The sequence below is a fragment of the Luteimicrobium album genome, from assembly GCF_030161555.1.
GTDB classification, from domain to species: Bacteria; Actinomycetota; Actinomycetes; order Actinomycetales; family Cellulomonadaceae; genus Luteimicrobium; species Luteimicrobium album.
On the sequence record NZ_BSUK01000001.1, the window covers coordinates 776826 to 796322 of the forward strand.

The 19497-nt window shown below is 74.5% G+C and carries 22 protein-coding genes; 15 read left to right on the forward strand and 7 right to left on the reverse strand.

The features are described from left to right. Positions 1-60 precede the first annotated feature (60 nt). The 6 genes from QQK45_RS03870 (at position 61) to mshD (ending at position 4882) form a co-directional block, all read left to right on the forward strand. On the forward strand, positions 61-1347 hold the full coding sequence (locus QQK45_RS03870) for a sensor histidine kinase (RefSeq protein ID WP_284292129.1): 1287 nt from the start codon (positions 61-63) through the stop codon (positions 1345-1347). Beyond that, positions 1344-1985 carry a response regulator gene (locus tag QQK45_RS03875; RefSeq protein WP_284292130.1) on the forward strand — a complete coding sequence of 214 codons (642 nt, stop codon included), beginning with the start codon at positions 1344-1346 and terminating at the stop codon, positions 1983-1985. Before QQK45_RS03870 ends, QQK45_RS03875 begins: the two co-directional genes overlap by 4 nt. Positions 1986-2082: 97 nt before the next feature. Further along, positions 2083-2340 (forward strand): hypothetical protein, encoded by a 258-nt coding sequence (locus QQK45_RS03880; RefSeq protein ID WP_284292131.1) that lies wholly within the window; start codon positions 2083-2085, stop codon positions 2338-2340. A gap of 2 nt (positions 2341-2342) precedes the next feature. Continuing rightward, entirely contained in the window at positions 2343-3245 is a 903-nt protein-coding gene (locus tag QQK45_RS03885) for a hypothetical protein (RefSeq protein WP_284292132.1), read from the forward strand. Positions 3246-3268: 23 nt separating this feature from the next. Next, positions 3269-3829 (forward strand): GNAT family N-acetyltransferase, encoded by a 561-nt coding sequence (locus QQK45_RS03890; protein WP_284292133.1) that lies wholly within the window; start codon positions 3269-3271, stop codon positions 3827-3829. A gap of 12 nt (positions 3830-3841) precedes the next feature. Further along, complete coding sequence (mshD, locus tag QQK45_RS03895) at positions 3842-4882, forward strand: mycothiol synthase (RefSeq protein ID WP_284292134.1); 1041 nt, start codon at positions 3842-3844, stop codon at positions 4880-4882. A 7-nt stretch (positions 4883-4889) separates the two neighbouring features. On the opposite strand, the gene QQK45_RS03900 is transcribed toward mshD, so the two are convergent. Beyond that, a complete protein-coding gene (locus QQK45_RS03900; RefSeq protein WP_284292135.1) occupies positions 4890-5504 on the reverse strand; it encodes a GyrI-like domain-containing protein in 615 nt (204 codons plus the stop codon). Positions 5505-5613: 109 nt separating this feature from the next. Between QQK45_RS03900 and QQK45_RS03905 the strand changes: the two genes are divergently transcribed. Beyond that, positions 5614-7002 carry a sigma 54-interacting transcriptional regulator gene (locus tag QQK45_RS03905; RefSeq protein ID WP_284292136.1) on the forward strand — a complete coding sequence of 463 codons (1389 nt, stop codon included), beginning with the start codon at positions 5614-5616 and terminating at the stop codon, positions 7000-7002. A gap of 11 nt (positions 7003-7013) precedes the next feature. Further along, on the forward strand, positions 7014-9065 hold the full coding sequence (locus QQK45_RS03910; RefSeq protein WP_284292137.1) for a vWA domain-containing protein: 2052 nt from the start codon (positions 7014-7016) through the stop codon (positions 9063-9065). Between the two features lie 8 nt (positions 9066-9073). Here QQK45_RS03910 and QQK45_RS03915 read toward each other — a convergent pair whose 3' ends face one another. From QQK45_RS03915 to QQK45_RS03925, 3 genes are read right to left on the reverse strand one after another with little or no spacing between them, the layout of a single operon-like run. Further along, positions 9074-9880, reverse strand: coding sequence for an SCO1664 family protein (locus QQK45_RS03915; RefSeq protein WP_284292138.1), 807 nt, complete (start codon positions 9878-9880; stop codon positions 9074-9076). Beyond that, positions 9877-10425 carry a DUF3090 domain-containing protein gene (locus tag QQK45_RS03920; protein ID WP_284292139.1) on the reverse strand — a complete coding sequence of 183 codons (549 nt, stop codon included), beginning with the start codon at positions 10423-10425 and terminating at the stop codon, positions 9877-9879. Before QQK45_RS03920 ends, QQK45_RS03915 begins: the two co-directional genes overlap by 4 nt. Positions 10426-10457: 32 nt before the next feature. After that, positions 10458-11150, reverse strand: a complete 693-nt coding sequence (locus QQK45_RS03925; RefSeq protein WP_284292140.1) for a histidine phosphatase family protein — start codon at positions 11148-11150, stop codon at positions 10458-10460. A gap of 299 nt (positions 11151-11449) precedes the next feature. Here QQK45_RS03925 and QQK45_RS03930 point away from each other — a divergent pair, with 299 nt between their 5' ends. Next, entirely contained in the window at positions 11450-12142 is a 693-nt protein-coding gene (locus QQK45_RS03930) for a hypothetical protein (RefSeq protein WP_284292141.1), read from the forward strand. 158 nt (positions 12143-12300) lie between these two features. Here the strand turns inward: QQK45_RS03930 and QQK45_RS03935 are convergent, their stop codons facing one another. Continuing rightward, positions 12301-13572 carry an ATP-binding protein gene (locus tag QQK45_RS03935; protein WP_284292142.1) on the reverse strand — a complete coding sequence of 424 codons (1272 nt, stop codon included), beginning with the start codon at positions 13570-13572 and terminating at the stop codon, positions 12301-12303. Between the two features lie 153 nt (positions 13573-13725). Between QQK45_RS03935 and QQK45_RS03940 the strand changes: the two genes are divergently transcribed. From QQK45_RS03940 to QQK45_RS03965, 6 genes are all read left to right on the forward strand, one after another. Next, positions 13726-13935, forward strand: a complete 210-nt coding sequence (locus tag QQK45_RS03940; RefSeq protein WP_284292143.1) for a hypothetical protein — start codon at positions 13726-13728, stop codon at positions 13933-13935. A 17-nt stretch (positions 13936-13952) separates the two neighbouring features. Continuing rightward, a complete protein-coding gene (locus QQK45_RS03945; RefSeq protein WP_284292144.1) occupies positions 13953-14477 on the forward strand; it encodes a hypothetical protein in 525 nt (174 codons plus the stop codon). Between the two features lie 211 nt (positions 14478-14688). Continuing rightward, the gene (locus QQK45_RS03950; protein WP_284292145.1) at positions 14689-15807 is read left to right on the forward strand and encodes a ScyD/ScyE family protein; all 1119 of its coding nucleotides are present in this window, start codon (positions 14689-14691) and stop codon (positions 15805-15807) included. 29 nt (positions 15808-15836) lie between these two features. After that, a complete protein-coding gene (locus tag QQK45_RS03955) occupies positions 15837-16010 on the forward strand; it encodes a hypothetical protein (protein ID WP_284292146.1) in 174 nt (57 codons plus the stop codon). A 223-nt stretch (positions 16011-16233) separates the two neighbouring features. After that, positions 16234-16527 (forward strand): FitA-like ribbon-helix-helix domain-containing protein, encoded by a 294-nt coding sequence (locus tag QQK45_RS03960; RefSeq protein ID WP_284292147.1) that lies wholly within the window; start codon positions 16234-16236, stop codon positions 16525-16527. Next, complete coding sequence (locus QQK45_RS03965) at positions 16524-16928, forward strand: type II toxin-antitoxin system VapC family toxin (RefSeq protein ID WP_284292148.1); 405 nt, start codon at positions 16524-16526, stop codon at positions 16926-16928. The genes QQK45_RS03960 and QQK45_RS03965 overlap by 4 nt, the downstream gene beginning before the upstream one ends. A gap of 18 nt (positions 16929-16946) precedes the next feature. On the opposite strand, the gene QQK45_RS03970 is transcribed toward QQK45_RS03965, so the two are convergent. Further along, positions 16947-17738, reverse strand: a complete 792-nt coding sequence (locus tag QQK45_RS03970; protein ID WP_284292149.1) for a uracil-DNA glycosylase family protein — start codon at positions 17736-17738, stop codon at positions 16947-16949. A 23-nt stretch (positions 17739-17761) separates the two neighbouring features. Next, the gene (locus QQK45_RS03975) at positions 17762-19495 is read right to left on the reverse strand and encodes a S41 family peptidase (RefSeq protein WP_284292150.1); all 1734 of its coding nucleotides are present in this window, start codon (positions 19493-19495) and stop codon (positions 17762-17764) included. Positions 19496-19497: the final 2 nt, after the last annotated feature.

The following is a 19497-nucleotide window of genomic DNA, read 5'->3' on the forward strand; positions in this document are numbered from 1 at the left end:
CGGCCGCACGCCACCCGCTGGGGGATGACGTGCGGCCGTCGTCGTCGGCAGACTGGGACGATGCCCACCGCGCCGCCTGACGCCGCGCCCGCCGCGCGCCCGCGGTGGGGAGCGCGCACCGTGCGGGCGAGCGTGCTCCTGCTGCTCGGCGGCATCGTCGCGGCCGCGTACGTCCTGCTCGCGCAGGCGTTCGTCTCGATGCTGTCCCGGCCCGAGAACCCCGTCGTCGCGGTCGCCGTCCTCGCCGCGGTCACCGCCGTGCTGGGGGCCGTCCCGCCGTTCCTCGCGTCCGTCCGGACGCTCGAGGTCATGGCGGTCCGCACCTTCCTCGACGTCGACGTCCCCGTCCCGTCCGGCACCCCGACCCCCGCGACCCGGTGGCGCGCCGCCTGCTGGTACGGGCTGCATCTGGTCCTCGGGGCCGCCGTCGTGGGCGGGCTGCTCATCCTGGTCCCCATCGCCCTCGAGCTCGGGTTCAGCGCTCTGGGCGTCGACCTGCTCGGCGACGACACGACCTTGCCCTGGGACTCGCTCCCGCCGGCCGGACTGGTCGCGGTCGCCGCCGCGATGGTCCTCGCCGTCCCCCTCGTCACGGTCGCGAGCGCCGCCGTCCTGCGTCAGGCCGCCCCCGCGCTCCTCGGCCCCGACCAGGCCGAGCGGATCGCCGAGCTCGAGGCGGGCGGGCGCCGCCTCGCCGAGCGCGGGCGGCTCGCGCAGGAGCTCCACGACAGCGTCGGGCACGCCCTCACCGTCACCACCCTCCAGGCGGCCGCGGCCGCGCGCAGCCTCGACCGCGACCCCGAGGCCGCGCGTCGGGCGCTCACCGCGATCGAGGAGACGGGGCGGTCGGCGCTCGCCGACCTCGACCACGTCCTCGGGCTGCTCCGCGCGGACCCGCGCACGCCAGCGCCCGACACCCGGCGCACGCCCGGCACCCTCGACGACGTCCCGGCCCTGGTCGCGCAGGTGCGCGCGGGCGGGACGGACGTCACGTTCGACGGACTGCCTCCCGGACGGTCGGCGCCGCCCCGGGCCGTGTCGCACGAGGCGTACCGCGTCGTGCAGGAGGCCCTCACGAACGCCGTCCGGCACGCGCCCGGAGCGGCGGTCGCCGTCCGGGCGACGTCCGACGGCGGCGCGCTCGTGGTCGAGGTCGCCAACACGCTCGACGGCGTCGCGGGCGAGGACCGGTCGCGGAGCCGCAGCGCCGGCGGCCGCGGCGTCACCGGCATGGCGGCCCGCGTCGAGGCGCTCGGCGGCCGGCTCGGCATGGGACCCGAGCCCGACGACGCCGGTGGCGGACGATGGGTCGTCCGCGCCACCTTCCGCGTCCCGGAGGCACCATGACGACCCGTGTCGCGCTCGTCGACGACGAGTCCCTCGTCCGCGCGGGCCTGCGCGCGATCATCGTCGCGGAGGACGACCTGGAGGTCGTCGGCGAGGCCGGCGACGGGTCGGAGGTGCTCGCGCTCGTCGCCGAGACGCGGCCCGACGTGCTGCTCCTCGACGTCCGGATGCCTCACGTGGACGGCATCACCGCGCTGCGGGCGCTGCTCGCCCGGTACCCGGACGCGCGCGTCCTCGTCGTGACGACGTTCGAGAACGACGACCACGTCCTCGACGCGCTCGCGGCGGGCGCCCACGGCTTCCTGCTCAAGCGCGCCCGCCCCGAGGAGATCGTGCACGCGGTGCGCGTCGTCGCGCGCGGGGACTCGCTCGTCGTCCCCGCGACGGTGCGCCGGCTCGCGGTCGGCCGGCCGCCGTCGGGCGACCTGCGCGCGGAGGCCCGGCTCACCGACCGCGAGGCCGAGGTGCTGCAGCTCGTCGCGACGGGCCGGTCGAACCAGGAGATCGCGGACGACCTGTTCCTCGGCGTCGAGACCGTCCGCACCCACGTCGCGAACGTCCTCGCGAAGCTGGGGGTGCGGGACCGGACCCAGGCCGTCGTCCGGGCGTACGCGTCGGGGTTCGTCGTCCCCGGCTGACCCCTCGTGCCGGCTCACCCGCGCGGGTGACGTCCCCTCGGGAGAGTTCCCCGCCGCGGGTGATCCGGCGGCACCGCGCCGCGACGAGGGTCGAGACATGAGCACCCGAACCCTTTCCTCCCCCGCACCCGTCCTCCGCTCCGACACCGACCCACCGGACCCGCCGCGCCCGACGCCGGACCCCGGGTCCCTGCGCATCGGCCGTGGCGCCGTCGTCGCCCGCGTCGCCGCCGGGTGGTGGGCCGCCGCGGCAGCCGTCGCGCTCGTCGTCGCGCTCACCGGGCACTCGCTGCCCGTGGGCGCTGCCAGCGGCGAGGAAGGCACCCTCTCGCGCACCTCGACGGCGGCACGCTGACCGTGTGGACCGGCGTGCTGGCCGTCGTCGGTGCGCTCGTCGCGACGGCGTCCCTGCGCCTGCCCGGGCTCCCCGGCGCCGTGGTGACCCGGCGCACTCGCGCGGCGGTGCTCGCGGCCGGCGGCGCCGTCCTGGCCGGGGTGGTCGCGAGCACCGATCTCACCGTCCTGGCGCGCCTCGGCTATCTCCCCGCGATGCTGATCCTCGCGCCGTTCGACGACGACTTCCGGGACGCCCTGCTGCACAAGACGGTCACGGGGGTGTCGGTGTTCCAGACGGCGGTCCTGGTCGGAGGTGCGCTCCTCGCCGTCGCGGTCGTGCGGTTCGACCGGGCCGCGCGGGCCGCGCGGGCCGCGTGCGCGTCGTGCGGCAGGCACGACGACGGCCGTGACCCCGCCTGGACGACGCCCGCCTCCGCGGCCCGGTGGGGCCGACGCGTCACGGTCGCCGCTGCCGCGGTGCCCCTGGTGTACGCGGCGACACGACTCGCGTGGGTCCTCGGGATCTCGCTCGGATTCGACGACCTCGGCGAGCTGCGGAACTCCGACGGCTGGATCGCCGCCCTCGGGCTCGGCTCGTTCGCCGTGGTCGGTGCGGTCCTGACGCTCGGCCTCACGCAGCGCTGGGGCGAGCGGTTCCCCCGCTGGGCGGTCGGCCTCGCCGGCCGTCGGGTGCCCGTCTCGCTCGCCGTCGTCCCCGCGACCGCCGTCGCGGTCGCGGTCATGCCGGCGGGGTTCACGCTGATCGGCGGGGTCCTGGACGCCGAGCTGAAGCTCGGCGGCGGCGGGCTGGCCGCGTTCGGGCCCGCGTTCCTGTGGCCTGCCTGGAGCGTCCTGCTCGGCGCCGCGACCTACGCGTACTGGCTGCGCCGCCGCGGCACCTGCCAGGTCTGCCACCGCGGTTGAGCGACGACCCCTAGGCTCGCGTCGTGACCCACGCCGAGCCTCTTGTCCTCCCCACCCCCGACGACGTCGCGCAGCTCAGCGAGGTCCTGATCGCATGCGTGACGGACAGCGCGAGCGTCGGGTGGGTCGCACCTCCCGGACCGGACGCCGCCGCGGCATGGTGGAACGCCTTCCTCGCCGACGCGTCGACCCGGACGTGGGTCGCCCGCGACGAGGCCGGCCGGGTCGTCGGGACCGCGTCGCTCGTCCTGGCGGGCCAGGAGAACGGCCTGCACCGGGCCGAGGTCGTCAAGGTCCTCGTGCATCCCCGTGCCCGACGGCGCGGGCTCGCCCGGGCGCTGCTGGGCGCGGTCGAGGACGGTGCCCGGGCGGCCGGGCGGTCGCTCCTCGTCCTCGACACCAACGAGGGCAGCGACGCCGAGCGCCTGTACGTCCGGTCGGGCTACCAGCGCGTGGGTGCGATCCCCGACTTCTCGGTGCAGACGGACGGGACGCTCCACGCCACCGTCGTCTACTACCGGCGGGTGGGAACCGGGCAGGGCGAAGTCCGTCCCCAGGGGGACCGCATTCACAGCGAATCGTGATGGAATCGTGACATGAATGACTTCACGTCCGCCGTCGCCTCGATGTTCGCGGTCGGACGCACCCTCGAGTTCACCGTCGAGGACCGGCGAGGCCCCCTGTCCCCCGAAGACGCGCTGGCGGTGCGCGCCCTCGCCCGCGAGGCCGAGTCCAACGACGGCGTCGCGCCCCTCTCCGAACAGCCCCTCCTCTCGCTCGAGACCGCCGAGGCTCCCGTGCGGCACGTCCTCGCGCGGGCGTCGTCGTCCGCGGAGAACCGGCCCGCCGGGCAGCGGGGTGCCCGCGGCCCGCGCGGCCAACGGCTCCCTGCGCTCCTCGCCTACGCGCAGGTCGACCTCGGCGGCACCTCGCGCGCCGGTGCGGAGCTAGTCGTGCACCCGCTCGTCCGGCGGCGCGGCATCGGTCTCGCCGTCCTCTCGCGCGCCATGCACGTCGCCGCGGCGCGTGACCGCAGCCTCGCACTCTGGGCGCACGGCGACCTTCCCGCCGCGCGCCGGCTCGCGCGGAGCCGCAACCTCGCCGTCGTGCGCGAGCTGTGGCGCATGGAACGGCCCCTGCCGGCGCTCGACGATCTCGCGGCCGAGGGGCTCGCGGCGGGCGACGCCCCGGACGGCTACCGGGCACGCGCCTTCGTTCCCGGCCAGGACGAGCCGGCCTGGGTGCGCCTCAACTCGCGCGTCTTCGCGGAGCACCCCGAGCAGGGCCGCGTCACGATGGCCGACGTCCGGGCCCGGGAGGCCGAGGACTGGTTCGACGCGGACGGCTTCGTGCTCGTCGAGCGCGCCTCCGACGGTGAGCTCGTCGGCTACTGCTGGACCAAGGTCCCACCCGAGACCCCGCGGACCGGCGAGATCTACGTGCTCGGCGTCGACGCGTCCGCGCGCGGGACCGGACTCGGCGGGTGGCTGCTGCGGGCCGGTCTCGAGAAGCTCGCCGGGCGCGGCACGACCACGGTCGAGCTGTACGTCGACGGGGACAACGAGGCCGCCGTCGCCGTCTACGAGCGCGCCGGGTTCAAGCGCGCCGCCGCCGACGTGCAGCTCGCCGTCGGGTAGCGCTCGGCTAGGCCGGGGCGACCGGCTGGCGCAGGATCGTGCGGAGCCTCGCCGGGTCCGCGCGGCGCGGGTCGCTCAGGTAGATCTCGTGGTGCTTGCCGGTCGGACGCAGCCCCTGCTCGGGGACGAACCGGTCGTGGAGGTCCGCGAGGACCGGACCTTCGTCGTCGTACGGACCGACGTGGAGGGTCTGAACGCACAGGCCCTCGTCGAGACGCTCACGACGGACCTCGTCGAGGACGGGTGCGCCGCCCTTCGAGCGGACCTTGGCGCGTGCGGCCTCCACGTGGCCCGGCCCGAGCCAGTCCGGCACGAGGATCATCAGCGTCCAGTCCCAGCGGGACTTGTCGCGGGCCGAGGTGAACGTCGCCAGGTCGTCGGCCCACCACAGCGCCTCGAGCGGCATCACCGCGTAGTCGCGGCCCACCTCGATCTTGCTCAGGAACTTCAGCGCGTACGCGAGCGGGTACAGCGACGCGAGCGCGTCCCGGTACGCCGGGGCCGTGTTCGGGTCGCCGTGACCGTCCACCATGAGGAACCACAGCGGCGGGACGGTCACGACGTCGAACCGTCCGCGCCGGGCCGTGTAGGTCGGGAGCTCGCGCTTGAGGTCCACCTTCATGGGTCGCTCCTGTCGGGTCGGTCCGCGCGCCGGGTGGACCACAGTCTGGACGACGAGCACCGGAACGTCTCGCCCCCAGGGCGACCTCGGCGCGCGTAGGCTCGCAGGGATGACGCTTCCAGCTGACGTCACGACGGTCGGTGAGCTCCGTGCCTCCGGGCACGTCCAGCGGTCGGTGCGTGACGAGATCCGGACCAACCTGCTCTCCGCGCTGCGTGAGGGCCGCGACCCCTGGCCAGGCCTGCACGGCTTCGAGTCGACGGTCGTCCCCCAGCTCGAACGCGCCCTGCTCGCGGGCCACGACGTCGTGCTGCTGGGCGAACGCGGCCAGGGCAAGACGCGCGTGCTGCGCACGCTCGCCGGCCTGCTCGACGAGTGGACGCCCGTGATCGCGGGCTCGGAGCTCGGCGAGCACCCCTACGACCCGATCACGGCGGCGAGCCGGAGACGCGCGGCGGAGCTGGGCGACGCGCTCCCCGTCGCGTGGCGTCACCGCGACGAGCGCTACGTCGAGAAGCTCGCGACCCCCGACACCTCGGTCGCGGACCTGATCGGCGACGTCGACCCGATGAAGGTCGCGGAGGGCCGCAGCCTGGGCGACCCCGAGACCATCCACTTCGGTCTCGTGCCGCGCAGCCACCGCGGCATCGTCGCCATCAACGAGCTGCCCGACCTCGCCGAGCGCATCCAGGTCGCCCTGCTCAACGTCATGGAGGAGCGCGACATCCAGGTTCGCGGCTACGTGCTGCGTCTCCCGCTCGACGTGCTGGTCGTCGCGAGCGCGAACCCCGAGGACTACACGAACCGCGGGCGCATCATCACGCCCCTCAAGGACCGCTTCGGCGCGGAGATCCGCACGCACTACCCGGTCCGGCTCGAGGACGAGGTGGCGATCGTCCGGCAGGAGGCGGACCTCGTCGCGGACGTGCCCGACCACCTGCTGGAGATCCTGGCCCGGTTCACGCGCGCGCTGCGCGAGTCGAGCGCCGTGGACCAGCGCAGCGGCGTCAGTGCGCGCTTCACGATCGCGGGCGCTGAGACGATCGCCGCGGCTGCGCTGCACCGCGCCACCCGGCAGGGTGAGGCCGAGGCCGTCGCACGGCCTGTCGACCTGGAGACGGCGGTCGACGTGCTGGGCGGCAAGGTCGAGTTCGAGGCGGCCGAGGAGGGCCGCGAGGACGAGATCCTCGACCACCTGCTGCGGACGTCGACCGCGGAGACGGTCCGTTCGCACCTGCGCGGCGTCGACCTCGGGCTGCTCGTGGACGCGCTCGCCGGCGGCCGCATGGTCACCACGGGCGAGCAGGTCACGGCGCGCGACTTCCTCGCGAGCCTGCCCGCGCTGGGCGAGTCCGAGCTGTACGACGACGTCTGCGAGCGCCTGGGCGCGACGACGGACGGCGAGCGCGCGGGGGCGATCGAGCTCGCGCTCGAAGGCCTGTACCTGGCGCGCCGGATCAGCAAGGAGGCCGGCGACGGCGAGACGATCTACGGCTAGGGAGCCGCTCCATGGCTAGGCCGAACCGGCGGCTCACCCGCCGCACGCGCTACGTCGCGTACACGGACGGGCCCGACCCGCTCGCTCCCCCGGTCGACCTGTCGTCGGCGCTCGAGGCGATCGGCGAGGACGTCATGGCTGGGTCGTCGCCCGAGGCGGCGCTCCGCGAGCTCCTGCGCCGCGGCACGGGCGACCGCGCCGGTCTCGACGACCTGGCCCGCCGCGTCGCCGAGCGCCGCCGTGAGCTCACCGACCGCCACCACCTCGACGGGACGTTGCAGGAGGTCAAGGAGCTGCTCGACCGGGCGGTGCTCGCCGAGCGGAAGCAGCTGGCCCGTGACATCGACCTGGACGAGGGCGACCGGGCGCTCTCGCAGCTGCGGCTCGACGCCCTGCCGTCCTCGCCCGCGGCGGCAGTCGGCGAGCTGAACGACTACCCGTGGCGCTCGAGCGAGGCCCGTGCGGACTTCGAGCGGATCAAGGACCTGCTCGGCCGCGAGCTGCTCGACCAGCGCTTCGCGGGCATGAAGCAGGCGCTCGAGGGCGCGACGGACGCCGACCGGGCCGCCGTCGGGCAGATGCTCGAGGACCTGAACGCGCTGCTGGAGGCGCACGCCCGCGGGGAGGACACTCCGGAGCAGTTCGAGGCGTTCATGGAGCGGCACGGCGACTTCTTCCCCGAGGGTCCGCGTGACGTCGACGAGCTCCTCGACGCGCTCGCGAGCCGGGCGGCCGCGGCGCAGCGCCTGCGCAACTCGCTGAGTCCGGACCAGCGGCGCGAGCTGGACGCGCTGGCCCAGCAGGCGTTCGGCTCGCCCGAGCTGATGTCCTCGCTCGCCCGGCTGGACCAGGCGCTGCAGACCCTGCGCCCCAGCGAGGACTGGGGCGGCTCGGAGCGGCTCGACGGCGAGGAGGGCCTCGGGCTGGGCGACGGCACGGGCGTCCTCCAGGATCTCGCGGACCTGGACGCGCTCGCCGAGCAGCTCGCGCAGTCGTACCCCGGCTCACAGCTCGACGACGTCGACCTCGACGCGCTCGTGCGCCAGCTCGGCCCGGACGCCGCGGTCGACGCCCGAGCCCTCCAGCGGCTCGAGCGCGCGCTGCGCGACTCGGACACGATGCGGCGTGCGAGCGACGGCAGGCTCATGCTGACGCCGCAGGCGATGCGCCGGCTGGGCCGGACCCTGCTGCGCGACATCGCCGAGCGGATGTCCGGCCGGGCCGGCGCCCACGACCTGCGGCGGGCCGGTTCCGCGGGCGACCTGTCCGGCGCGACGAGGCCGTGGTCGTTCGGGGACACCGAGCCGTGGGACGTCACGCGCACGCTCACGAACGCCCTCACGCGCCGGTCCGCCTCGGACGCGGGGCGGACCGCGCCCGGGGGAACGGCCGGGAGCGGACCGCGCGTCGTCGTCGGGCTGGACGACGTCGAGGTCCAGGAGAGCGAGGCGCGGACCCAGGCGTGCGTCGCGCTGCTCGTGGACACGTCGTTCTCGATGGCGATGGAGGGGCGCTGGGTGCCGATGAAGCGCACCGCGCTCGCGCTGCACACGCTCGTCTCGACCCGGTTCCGCGGTGACGACCTCCAGCTCGTCGCGTTCGGACGGACGGCGCAGGCGATGGAGATCGAGGAGCTCGTGGACCTCGACGCGCTGTGGGAGAAAGGCACCAACCTGCACCACGCGCTGCTGCTCGCGAACCGTCTGTTCCGGCGGCACCCGAACGCGCAGCCGGTGCTCCTCGTCGTCACCGACGGCGAGCCGACCTCGCACCTCGAGCCCGACGGCGAGCCGTGGTTCGACTACCCGCCGGCCCCGGTGACGATCGCCCGCACGGTCCAGGAGCTCGACGCCTCGGCCCGCCTCGGCGCGCGCACGACGTTCTTCCGGCTGGGCGACGACCCCGGGCTCGCGCGGTTCGTCGACGCCATGGCCCGGCGGGTCGACGGCACGGTCGTCGCGCCCGAGGCGGACGACCTCGGTGCCGCCGTCGTCGAGTCGTACCTGGGGTCGCGGCAGGGCGGCGCGTTCGGCGGCTGGGGCGACGACGACCGGCCCTGGTGAGGACCGGGTCAGAACAACGGCCAGGGCACGGACGGCATGTCGCCCTCCGGCGCGGGGAACGTCCGGGTGCGGAGCAGCCGCTCGCAGCGCAGGGCGAGCGCCACGAGCTCGTCGTCGCTCAGCAGCGGGCCGAGCGCCCGGGCGAGCGGCCCGTCCAGGTCCGGGCCCAGCCCGGTCCGGACCCGCTCGACGCCGGCCAGCTCCGACGCGTCGAGGTTCTCGCCCAGCCAGCCCCACAGCACCGTCCGGAGCTTGGGCTCGACGTGGAACGTGACGCCGTGGTCGACGCCGAGCCGGCGGCCGTCGGGCATCGGCAGCACGTGCCCGCCCTTGCGGTCCGCGTTGTTCAGGACGACGTCGAGCACCGCCATCCGGCGCAGCGCGGCGGAGTCCTCGTGGACCAGGCAGACGGGCCGGTCGTCCTCGTCGGCGCCCTCGAGGACGGTGCGCCAGCCGTCCCGACCCGCCCGCCGAGCGGGGACCACGTTGACCGGGTCCGCTCCCTCGTCCTGGACCTGCCAGAGCTGCACCATGCCGGGCCCGAGCGGGCCGTCCCGCAGCCACGTGCGTGGCACGACGTTCCACCCCGTCGCCTCCGACACGAGGTACGCGGCGACCTCCCGGTCGGCGAGCGTCCCGTCCGGGAAGTCCCAGAGCGGCTTCTCGCCGGCGACCGGCTTGTAGACGACGTCGACCTCGCCGATCCGGGCGAAGAACGTCGCGTTGGACGCCACCTGGATGCGGCCGACGACCTCGAGCGGGGCGGACTCGAGCTCGTCGGAGCCTGCCCCGACCCCGGTGTCCTGGTCGGTCACGCAGCGCCCGGCTGGGCGTCGTCGGGCACCGCGCAGTCGTGACCCTCCGGGTCGATGGGCTCGCCGCACCTCGGGCAGGTCGGCCGCCCCGCCTGGACCACGGCCATGGTGCGCCGGACGAACGCGCGTGCGGCACCGACCGGGATCCGCACGCGCAGCATCTCGCTCGGCTCGTCCCCCTCGTCGGGGTCGGCGTCGTCGTCGAGCGAGAACGCCTCGATGAGCACCTGCGCGGTCCGCGGGTCCCAGCCCAGGTGGATCGCCCCGGTGCGGAAGTCCTCCTCGACGGGCTGGTCGAGCGGGTCCTCGTCGAGGAGCTCGGGCGGCACCTCGGCCGGGACGGTGAGCCCGTCCTGCGTCGCGAGCTCGTCGAGCATCTCGTCGATCGTCTCGGCGAGCACGGCGGACTGCTGCTTCTCCATGGCGACGCTCGTCGTGCGGGTACCGGTGCGCGCCTGGAGGTAGAAGGTGCGTTCGCCGGGTCGGCCGACCGTCCCGACGACGACCCGGTCGGGCCAGTCGAACTCGTGCACGAGGGTGGGCATGCCTCCACCCTAAGGAGCGGACGCGCCCGCTGTCAGGAGGGTGCGTGCCCGGAACCGCCGCCGACGGGCGCGTCCCCGACCGGTGCCGCGGCGCGCAGCCACGACAGGTCGCCCGCGTCCGTGTTCACGGCGACCACCTCGGGCCGGTGCGGCCCGTAGCGCACGACCGAGACCGACGCCGGACCGACCGCGATCCGCTGGAACAGATCGAGGTGCATGCCGAGCGCGTCGGCGAGGACGGCCTTGATGATGTCGCCGTGCGCGACCGCCGCCCACACCGCCCCCGTGCCGTGCCGGGCCTCGAGGTCGGCGTCGTGCCGGCGGACCGCCTCCACCGACCGTGCCTGCATCGCCGCGAGCGACTCGCCGCCCGGGAACGCGGCCGCCGACGGCTGGCCCTGGACCACCGTCCACAGCGGCTCCTTCGCGAGCTCCGCGAGGGCACGGCCCTGCCAGTCGCCGTAGTCGCACTCGGTGATCCCGGGCTCCACGGTGAGCGACGGCTTCCCTTCCTGCTGCCCGACGACGGCCCGCGCGGTCTCCCGGCACCTCACCAACGGGCTGGTCACCACCGCGACCAGGGGGACGGCCGCGAGGCGGCGCGCCGTCGCCTCGGCCTGGGCGCGCCCGGTCGTGTCGAGCCGGACGCCCGGGGTGCGGCCCGCGAGGATGCCCTGGGTGTTCGCGGCGGTGCGGCCGTGGCGGACGAGGAGGACGGTGGCCATGGGTGGAGCCTGCCACGTCGTCGACCGTCGCCGCGCGCGTGCAGCCGCCGGCGCGAGAATGGTGCGAGCACAGCCGTGACAACCGGCGCACGGCGACCGCACGGTGAGGCAGACCCGTCCAGAGCCGGACTATGGAGCGTCGAATGATCGCCGATCTGATCTGCAGCACCTGCTCGACGGACGCGGACGTCGAGGCGGTCGGTCGGGCCGAGGACGGACGTATCCAGGTACGTTGCACCCGGTGTGGGGGCGAGTGGACACGCGGCAGGGCTACGGAACGACGCGTCGATCACCATCCCGTGCTGCCGACGTTGGAGCAGCTCAGGGAGAGGTTCCCGGGACCGGGCGACGTCGAGCCCGCGCGTCTCGCCCGGGTCGAGCAGCTCAAGCACGAGTTCCTCGAACGGGTTCAGCCGCACCCCGACCCCGCCGTCGCACGGCACTGGGCGACGTATCAGCAGATCTTCAGCGCAGACGGTCCGGTCCGAGCGAGCCCCGCGGACCTCAAGGCATTCGCCAATATCCGGCTCGGCGCGCACCCCGGAAACATGTCCGTCTTCAACCGGGCCTGGAACGAGCTGGGCGACTCCGACGCGGCCGACAAGCTCCGCGGCGTCATCGAGTACCTCCTTCGCGGACCTCGGGACGTCCCCCTCGAGGATCGCCTCACGACCCTCATCACCGACCGCGACGCCGGGATGAAGGGCTTCAGGGAGTCGCTCTTGACCAAAGTGCTCTGCGTGGTGGAGGACAGGGAGTACCTGCCGATCCTCACCTACACCAGCCCAGCGAGCGCCGGGAAGCGTGAGGTCGCCCAGGACGTGTGGGGGCTCGCTCTTCCTGATCCCCATCGCGTCACCTGGACGATCGGCCGGCTGATCGTGTGGAGCAACCGCCTTCTGCTCGTGCTCGCGGGCGACGGGTTCGCGACAGTCCACCATGCCGCCAAGTTCCTCTGGTGGGCGAAGGACAGGGACATTCGCGCACGCTGAGGCTCGTTCGCGGCCTAGACCACGACACCGCTCGAGGTCGCGCACGCACGTGCTCATGTGCAGCTCCGGGTCCTCGGCGAGTAGCACTCCAGCGGGGGACCTCGTCGCCCCGCGAGATAGTGGCACAGGAGCAACTGTCCCGGCGGAACCCTGCGGCCTTACGGACCGAGCAGCGCAGCCGGTACGACCGCGACACCGTCACGGCGTCGGTAGGCGTGCCGTCCGGTGCAGATCACCGCCATGTCGACGAGCTGGGGGCCGAGTCGTTCCTTCAGCCACAGCAGGTGACGCGCGTCCTTGTCCGTCGGGACCGCGGCGAGCTTGACCTCGAGAGCGACCACCCGACCGCCGCGGCCCTCGATGACGAGGTCGACCTCGTGCCGACCGTCGCGGTCGCGCAGGTGGTGGACCCGCGCTTCGGCGCCCTGGGCGAAGACCTGGGCCTCGAGCGTGATCAGGGACTCGAAGAGAGCCCCGAGGATCGTGCGGTGGTCGATCGCCGGGGAGCCCTGCTGGCCGGCCAGCAGGGCGTCCGCGTCCAGGTTCAGCAGCCGGGCCGCGAGCGCGGGGTCGGCGAGCTGGTGCTTCGCCGCCTGACCGAGCCGCGACAGGTGGTTGGAGACAGGCATCCAGGCCGGCGTGGGGTCGAGCAGCCACAGACCCGACAGCGCGTCGCGGTAGGTGAGGGTGGTGACCTTGGTGGGCTTCTCGCCCTGGTTGGGTGTGGCGGCGTCGAGGATCTCGGAGTACTTCGCGGTCGTCGAGCTGGCCGCAGCGTAGGCCGCGAGCCAGGCCCGGAGCGATTCCGGACGGCGCACCGGATAACCGGCCTCCGGGAACTCTCGCTGCACGATGTTGTCGATGTAGGTGTCGAGCGCGAACCGTCGGAGCCTCGCGGTCGCCGCCCCACGAATGCCGGGGAAGCCGGACGCAGTGATCTCTTCGACGTAGCCGGCGAGCGCCACGTCCGTCTCTCCGTCGATCGTCGCAGTCCCGGCGAGCATCGCACCGAGGCTGACCGTCGGGATCTCGACCCCGCGCTCCGACAGGCTCATCGGCCTCATCCGGATCCCGACGATCCGCCCGGCGCCCGAGTGCACCGCCACGCCCCGCGGTGCCGAGCTGCCCGTGACCAGAAAGCGCCCGGGTGCTGCGCCGTCGTCGACGGCGCGCCGGATCAGGTCCCACGAGGAGGGCCAGCGCTGCCACTCGTCGACGAGGAGCGGGCCGGGAAGATCGCGGAGGAGCTGCGGGGCCGCACGAAGCCGCTCGGCGTCCGCCGGCTCGTCAAGAGCAAGCACCGAGGTCGCCCGTCGGCGAGCGGTCTCCGTCTTGCCGACGCCCTTGGGCCCATAGATCGAGGTGGCCGGAAGATGCGGCTGCAGCTCGTCGAGCAGCTCGTCGACGACTCGCGGGGCGTAGGGAGACACGTCGGACCTCCGGTGTGCGGGACTCCATCATACCTGGCGCGCACCCTCTACTATACCTGACGCGCATCGCCAAACTTCCCTCGCGCGCACGGCGCACTGTGCCTCACGCGCACCCTGTACTGTCACCGCGCAACGAGCAGAGGAGGGTCGAGGGTGAGCACGACGCACGGGGCGCCCGTCGGGCAGGGCGCGCTCGCCCTCGACGGCACCCAGCTCGACCTGTTCGACGTGCTCGCCGCCGACGGCGGCGAGGCGAGTGCCTGGGGGCGCCGGCGCCGTCGGGCACGGCGGAGCCCGAGCCGCTGGCGCTGCGCGGCTCGGACTCGGCGTTCACGACGCGAGGCGTCGACCGGTTCCTGCTGAGCGAGGCGTTCACCGCGGTGGCCGAGCTGGACCGCGCGTCGGCGCCGCTCACGGACGTGCGGCTTCACGTCGAGGTGCGCCTGCCGGGCGCGGGCCACGTGCTGACGGTCGCGGCGACGCTCGAGCGTGAGGTCCGCCGCCTCGAGTCGGTGACGAGCGGCGCCACCGCGTGGCCCTCCGACGGGGCGCTCGCCGGGGCGATCGCCGCGGCCGGGCCGCTGTCGAGCGGGCCGAGCGGCCTCGCCGTCGCCGGTGCGGGCGGCGGCGCCGCGGCGCTCATGCTCGCGCTCCAGCCCGTCGACCCGGCGTCGACCCCGCTGACCCGGTGGCCGCGGCTGGCGCTCGCGCTCGCGGCGTCGGCGGTCGCGGACCGGGGCTTCCGGCTCGCGGACGGCTCGAGCCCTCAGCTCGTGGTCGACCTCGTCCGGCCCCGGTACCGCGCCGTCGCCGGCGGTCTGCCCGACGAGGCCGTGACGATGATCCTGGTCGGCCGGCAGGCCGGGGTCACGCGCCAGGTGCGCGTCGTGACGACGGGTGACTGAGCCCGCCGACTTCATCCGTCACGCCTGTGACCCCGCGTTGACACCGCTGAGCGCCCGCCGCACGATGAGTGCCTGCCCCATGGTGATCTGAGTCACACTTGGCAACCATCCCGCATGGACGACGCGCCCCCTCTCGCGCCTCTCACGCGTCCCGCGCGTCTCGGCGCGCCGCCATCCCTGCATCTCGTCACACTCTCGACGGGGAGAGCTCATGCGTACCTCCAAGAAGCTGGCGGCGCTCGGCGTCGTCGCGCTCGCCTTCGCGACCCCGGCAGCGGTCGCGTCCGCGCACGGCAAACCCGTGCACACGCCGAACCCGGTGGTCCAGTCCGACCAGCTCGCGGCACCCTTCAACCTCGACCTCTCGTCCGGCAAGGTCTACTTCGCCGACGGCGGCCTCAACCTGGTCGGCAGCCTCGGCAAGGGCGGGGCTCCGGTCACGATCGCCGCGGACCAGCCGGGCGCGTCCGGCGTCGCACGCTCCGCCGACTACCTCGCGTTCACGACGACCGTCACGAACGAGGAGACGTTCGAGAACTCGGCCAGCGGCCTCGACATCTGGGGCCCGCTCGGCAGCCGCCTCTACGCGGACACCCACGCGTTCGAGGTCGCGAACAACCCGGACAAGGTCAACCACTACGGCGTGACGAACCCGAGCCAGTGCGTCACCGACGCCCTGACGGCCGCCGGTCTCCCCGTCTCGTACACGGGGCAGGTCGACTCGCACGCCTACTCGGTGGCGTCGTACGGGCGTGACTGGGTCGTCGCCGACGCCGGCGCGAACGTGCTGTTCAAGATCAGCTCGACGGGCACGATCCGGACCCTCGCGGTCCTGCCCCCGCAGCCGCACCGGGTCACCGCCGCCGCGGCGGCCGCGCTCGGGCTGCCGTCGTGCGTCGCCGGCGTGACGTACGCGTTCGAGCCGGTCCCGACGGACGTCGAGGTCGGCCGCGACGGCCAGCTGTACGTGACCACGCTGCCGGGCGGGCCGGAGGGCCCGCAGCTCGGCGCCCGCGGCGCGCTGTGGCGCGTCGACCCGCGCACCGGCCACGTGACGAAGCTCGCCGGCGGGTTCCTCGGCGCGACGAACCTGGCGATCGGGTCGCGCGGCGAGGTCTACGTCGCCGAGCTGTTCGGCGGGAAGATCTCCAAGGTCGACCACGGCCGGGTGTCCTCGTTCGTGACGCTGCCGGGCGTCGTCGCCGTCGAGACGGCGAAGGACGGGTCCGTGTGGGCCGCGACCCTGGCGAACGACGACCCGCCGGCCCCCGGCACGATCGTCCAGATCACGAAGGGTCACACGCACTGGCGGGGCTCGGTCCACCGCTGATCGCTCGTCGGGCCGACCGGCTCCTCGAGATGGGGAATCCGTTCTTCGGGAACCTCCCGAAGAACGGATTCCCCGTCTCGGCACTCCCCTTGATGTACGTGCTTGTCCATCGACGTACCCCGGAAGTCGCGACGGCCGGGCTCACACCCGAGCGCGCCGACGAGCTCGTGACCCGGATCCGCGCCGACCGCGACGCCCGCTGAGGATGACGACCGCCTTCGACGCCGACGTCCTCGTCTATGCGGCGGCCCCCGCGCATCCGCTCGGCGCGCGGATCGCGCCGCTGTTCGACCCCCGCCCGACGACGGCGCCGTCCTCACGAACAACCGCAAGGACTTCCCTCGCTCGATCACCGAGGTCGACGTGGTCTATCCCGACGACCTGCCCGTCGCGTAGTCGCGTGGCACGTGCATGTAAACTGCATGCATGGTGGCTCTGCAGATCCGCGACGTGCCCGACGACGTCCGCGACGTCCTCGCCCGCACCGCGGCCGCACGCGGGCAGTCGCTCCAGGCGTACCTCCTCGACGTCGTGCGACGCGAAGCGCGGGCCGTCGGGAACATCGACCTGTTCCACGCGACCGCCGGGCTCCGCGTCGAGATCCCTGACGCGTCGACGCTCGCGCACGTCGTCCGTGAGGGCCGCGACGGGGGCTTCACGGTGGATCGTGGTGGGGACGACCTCCCGGCACCGCGTGGACGCCGCCGGTCCGCACGGTGATCGTCCTCGACGCGAGCGCCTGGGTGTGTGCCCTCGTCGACGCCGGGGACCAGGGCGACGCGTCGCGCGCCGTCCTCGAGGCCGACCCCGACTGGCTGGTCCCGGCCCACGGCCCGATCGAGACGCTGCGGACCGTGCGACGCTACGAGCAGGCGGGGGTGCTCGGCCGGGACGCCGCGCAGTCGTTCGGGGACGCCGTCGTCGCGACCCAGCTTCGCGTCGTCGGGCCCGAACCCTGGCTTCTCGCCGAAGTGTGGGAGCTGCGCTACACCGTCAGCCCGTACGACGCTCCGTACGTCGTCCTGGCCCGACGGTTCGACGCGGCGCTCGTCACGATCGACTCGCGACTGGCACGTGCGGCGTCCGACCTCGACGTGCCGACGGTCGTCCCGGGGTCCTGAGGTCCGAGCGGGGCGTGGTCACGACCGCGGCGCGATCCACTCGATCGTGTGGAGCAGGTCCTTCGACGACCGGCTGACGCCGTTGTTGTGCCGCGGCTTCGCCTTCCTCCCCCACGCGTCGTCGCCCAGGAAGTCGGGCACCCCGAACGGCAGGTCGCCGCGCGGGATCCGCGCGTAGTCCGACTCGAGGAACGACGTGCCGTAGTTCGGGAGGGCGAGCCCGGCGGCGCCGTCGGGATCGGGGGTGACGACGGCACGCAGCCGCAGGACCGCCGCCCGCCAGGCCGTGAGCAGTGCGGACGCGCTCCGCGACGACGGGTGCGGCACGCGCTCCACGTGGACCCCGGCGGGGAGCCCGGCCCACAGGTCGAGCGCGCCCTGGGCCTGCTCACCGAACGCCACGACCGCCTGGAGCTTCGGTCCCGTGATCAGCGACAGGAGCGTCGCGCGCCACGCGACCTGCTCGGGCAGGGGCAGCACCTCCGTCAGGGCGCGCGACGCCTTCGACGGCAGCAGCGCGTACGCATAGGCGTTCACGCACACGTACGACGACGTCAGCCCGAGCTTGGCGAGGAAGCCCTGGACGCGCTGCCCGGCGTCGCCGACGAGCGTGCGGTGCGCGACGCGCTCGGTCGGGCCGGGGTCGGACGCGAGGCACAGCACGCGCGCCGAGCCGTTGAGGCGGCCGCGGTAGAGGATCGGCCCCCAGTCGTACCAGAACAGGCCGGCGTGCGCCGCGTACGACGGCAGCGCCGCGAAGTGCCGGGCCACCGCGCTGGGCGGGCCGGGGTCGAAGGTCGGGGTGGTCATCGTTCCTCCTCGGGTTCGCGGGGTCACTCGTCGCCGAGGACCTGGGCGCAGAAGCGCAGCAGGTCGACGTTGCCGTCGAGCAGGTCCCGCTTGGTCATCGTGTAGGGCCGTCCGGCGACGCCGAGGTCCTCGAGCGGGATCCCGTCGCCCGCGGCGGACCGTACGGCGCGTCGGACGGCGACCGTCAGCCCGCAGCCGGCCGGGAGCGCGGGCAGCGGGTCGTCCGTCCCGGCGGACGCGTCGCGGAGCTGCGCGTACGTCCAGACGGTCGCCCCGCCGCCGCCCGTGGCGTGCGTGCCGGGCCCGGCGCCGACCGCGACGAGCGGTCCGACGCCGTTGTCCACCCACCCCGCGGCGAACAGGTCGCCGGACGAGTAGGTCGTCGCGTCGACGACGGCGACCGCGCGCCCCGGGTACACGCGCCCCCGGTCGCGGCACCAGCCGGGGTCGGTCACGGGCAGCGGCTGCGCGTACACGTCGCCCGTGGTGACGGCGTCCTGCAGGGACGGGCTCCACGCCTCGAGCTCGAGGCGGTTGAAGGGGCTGTCGGCGAGCTGCCGGGTGAGCGGCGTCGCGACGAGGCTGAACCGGACCGGCAGCACCGGGCCGTCCGTGAAGAGCTGCAGGAGCCGCTCGGCCGCCCACACGAGCCCGCCCGGGTTGCCGCGCAGGTCGACCACCACCTGCTCCTGCGGGAGTCCCTGCAGGAGGCGGCTCACCTCGTCGAGGTAGGCGTCGTCGTCCTGCACGTCGAACGACCACAGGCGCAGGTACCCGGTGCGGTCGTCGAGCGCGCGGGCCGACACGGCGTCCTGCATCGGGGCCGTCGCGGCGTCGCCCGCGTCGGCCAGCCAGAGGTCGGTCGAGAACTGCATCTTCTTCGCCCGGCGGACGGCCTCACCGGCCGGGTCGACGGCGAGCTTGCGGGCCAGCCGCGCGTCGCTCACGGCCGTCGCCGCGCGGCCCGGGGCCAGCACGCGCCAGTCGAACCGCGCCTCGCGCACGGCGCCCAGCCCGCCGCGCGCACCGACCGGCCGGTACCCCACGACCACCCACCACTCGTCCGGCGGCGGACCGAAGTCGAGCGCCCGGAACGTGAGCGACTCGAGCGCCCGAGCGCGGCGCGCGTCCGGCCGGCCACCCGTCTCCACGTCGGCGTGCAGCTCGACGGCGCGCGCGATCGGCACCCCGTTCCACGACACGATCTCGGCGCCGGCGCGGAAGTCGCCCGGCAGCTCGCCCACCGCCCGACCCGCCGAGTCAGCGCCTTCCCCGCGACTCAGCGGGGATTCGCCGCCGACTCGCGGGAAACCCGCTGACTCGGCGGAGGTGGCGGGGGTGGGCGACGTGACCTTCGAGACGACGAACGTCGGCCCCGCCCCGTACGCCTCGACGAGGAACGGGAGCGCGGCGACCCGGCCGTGGAGCGGCGTCGGGCCGGTGTACCGGGTGTGCCGGTCGCGCAGCCCCGCCACGATGCGCGTCAGGGCCAGGTGGAACTCCGCGTCGCTCAGGTCCCCCGCCCGACGGCGCAGCAGCGTGAGCGCCTGCACCGGGTCCGTCGCGTACGCGGCGCGCTTGGCCGGCAGGTGGGCGTAGACGCCGTCGAGGACGGTCGCGAGCGCGTCGATCACCTGGAGCCGCTCGCCGCCGTCGAGGTGGGCCGCGGCGGCGAGGCGAGGGGCGGCGTCGGCGAGGAGCGTGCCGCGCAGGGCATCAGCGCTGCGGACGGCACGGGCGTGGGTGGTGGCAGTCATGG

Coding starts and splice junctions, on each gene's coding strand:
- QQK45_RS03920 (WP_284292139.1), bottom strand. CDS start 10,425: ATGCCCACCCTCGTGCACGAGTTCGACTGGCCCGACCGGGTCGTCGTC.
- QQK45_RS03925 (WP_284292140.1), bottom strand. CDS start 11,150: ATGGCCACCGTCCTCCTCGTCCGCCACGGCCGCACCGCCGCGAACACC.
- mshD (WP_284292134.1), top strand. CDS start 3,842: ATGAATGACTTCACGTCCGCCGTCGCCTCGATGTTCGCGGTCGGACGC.
- QQK45_RS03950 (WP_284292145.1), top strand. CDS start 14,689: ATGCGTACCTCCAAGAAGCTGGCGGCGCTCGGCGTCGTCGCGCTCGCC.
- QQK45_RS03970 (WP_284292149.1), bottom strand. CDS start 17,738: ATGACCACCCCGACCTTCGACCCCGGCCCGCCCAGCGCGGTGGCCCGG.
- QQK45_RS03955 (WP_284292146.1), top strand. CDS start 15,837: ATGGGGAATCCGTTCTTCGGGAACCTCCCGAAGAACGGATTCCCCGTC.
- QQK45_RS03900 (WP_284292135.1), bottom strand. CDS start 5,504: ATGAAGGTGGACCTCAAGCGCGAGCTCCCGACCTACACGGCCCGGCGC.
- QQK45_RS03910 (WP_284292137.1), top strand. CDS start 7,014: ATGGCTAGGCCGAACCGGCGGCTCACCCGCCGCACGCGCTACGTCGCG.
- QQK45_RS03870 (WP_284292129.1), top strand. CDS start 61: ATGCCCACCGCGCCGCCTGACGCCGCGCCCGCCGCGCGCCCGCGGTGG.
- QQK45_RS03905 (WP_284292136.1), top strand. CDS start 5,614: ATGACGCTTCCAGCTGACGTCACGACGGTCGGTGAGCTCCGTGCCTCC.
- QQK45_RS03975 (WP_284292150.1), bottom strand. CDS start 19,495: ATGACTGCCACCACCCACGCCCGTGCCGTCCGCAGCGCTGATGCCCTG.
- QQK45_RS03960 (WP_284292147.1), top strand. CDS start 16,234: ATGGTGGCTCTGCAGATCCGCGACGTGCCCGACGACGTCCGCGACGTC.
- QQK45_RS03880 (WP_284292131.1), top strand. CDS start 2,083: ATGAGCACCCGAACCCTTTCCTCCCCCGCACCCGTCCTCCGCTCCGAC.
- QQK45_RS03875 (WP_284292130.1), top strand. CDS start 1,344: ATGACGACCCGTGTCGCGCTCGTCGACGACGAGTCCCTCGTCCGCGCG.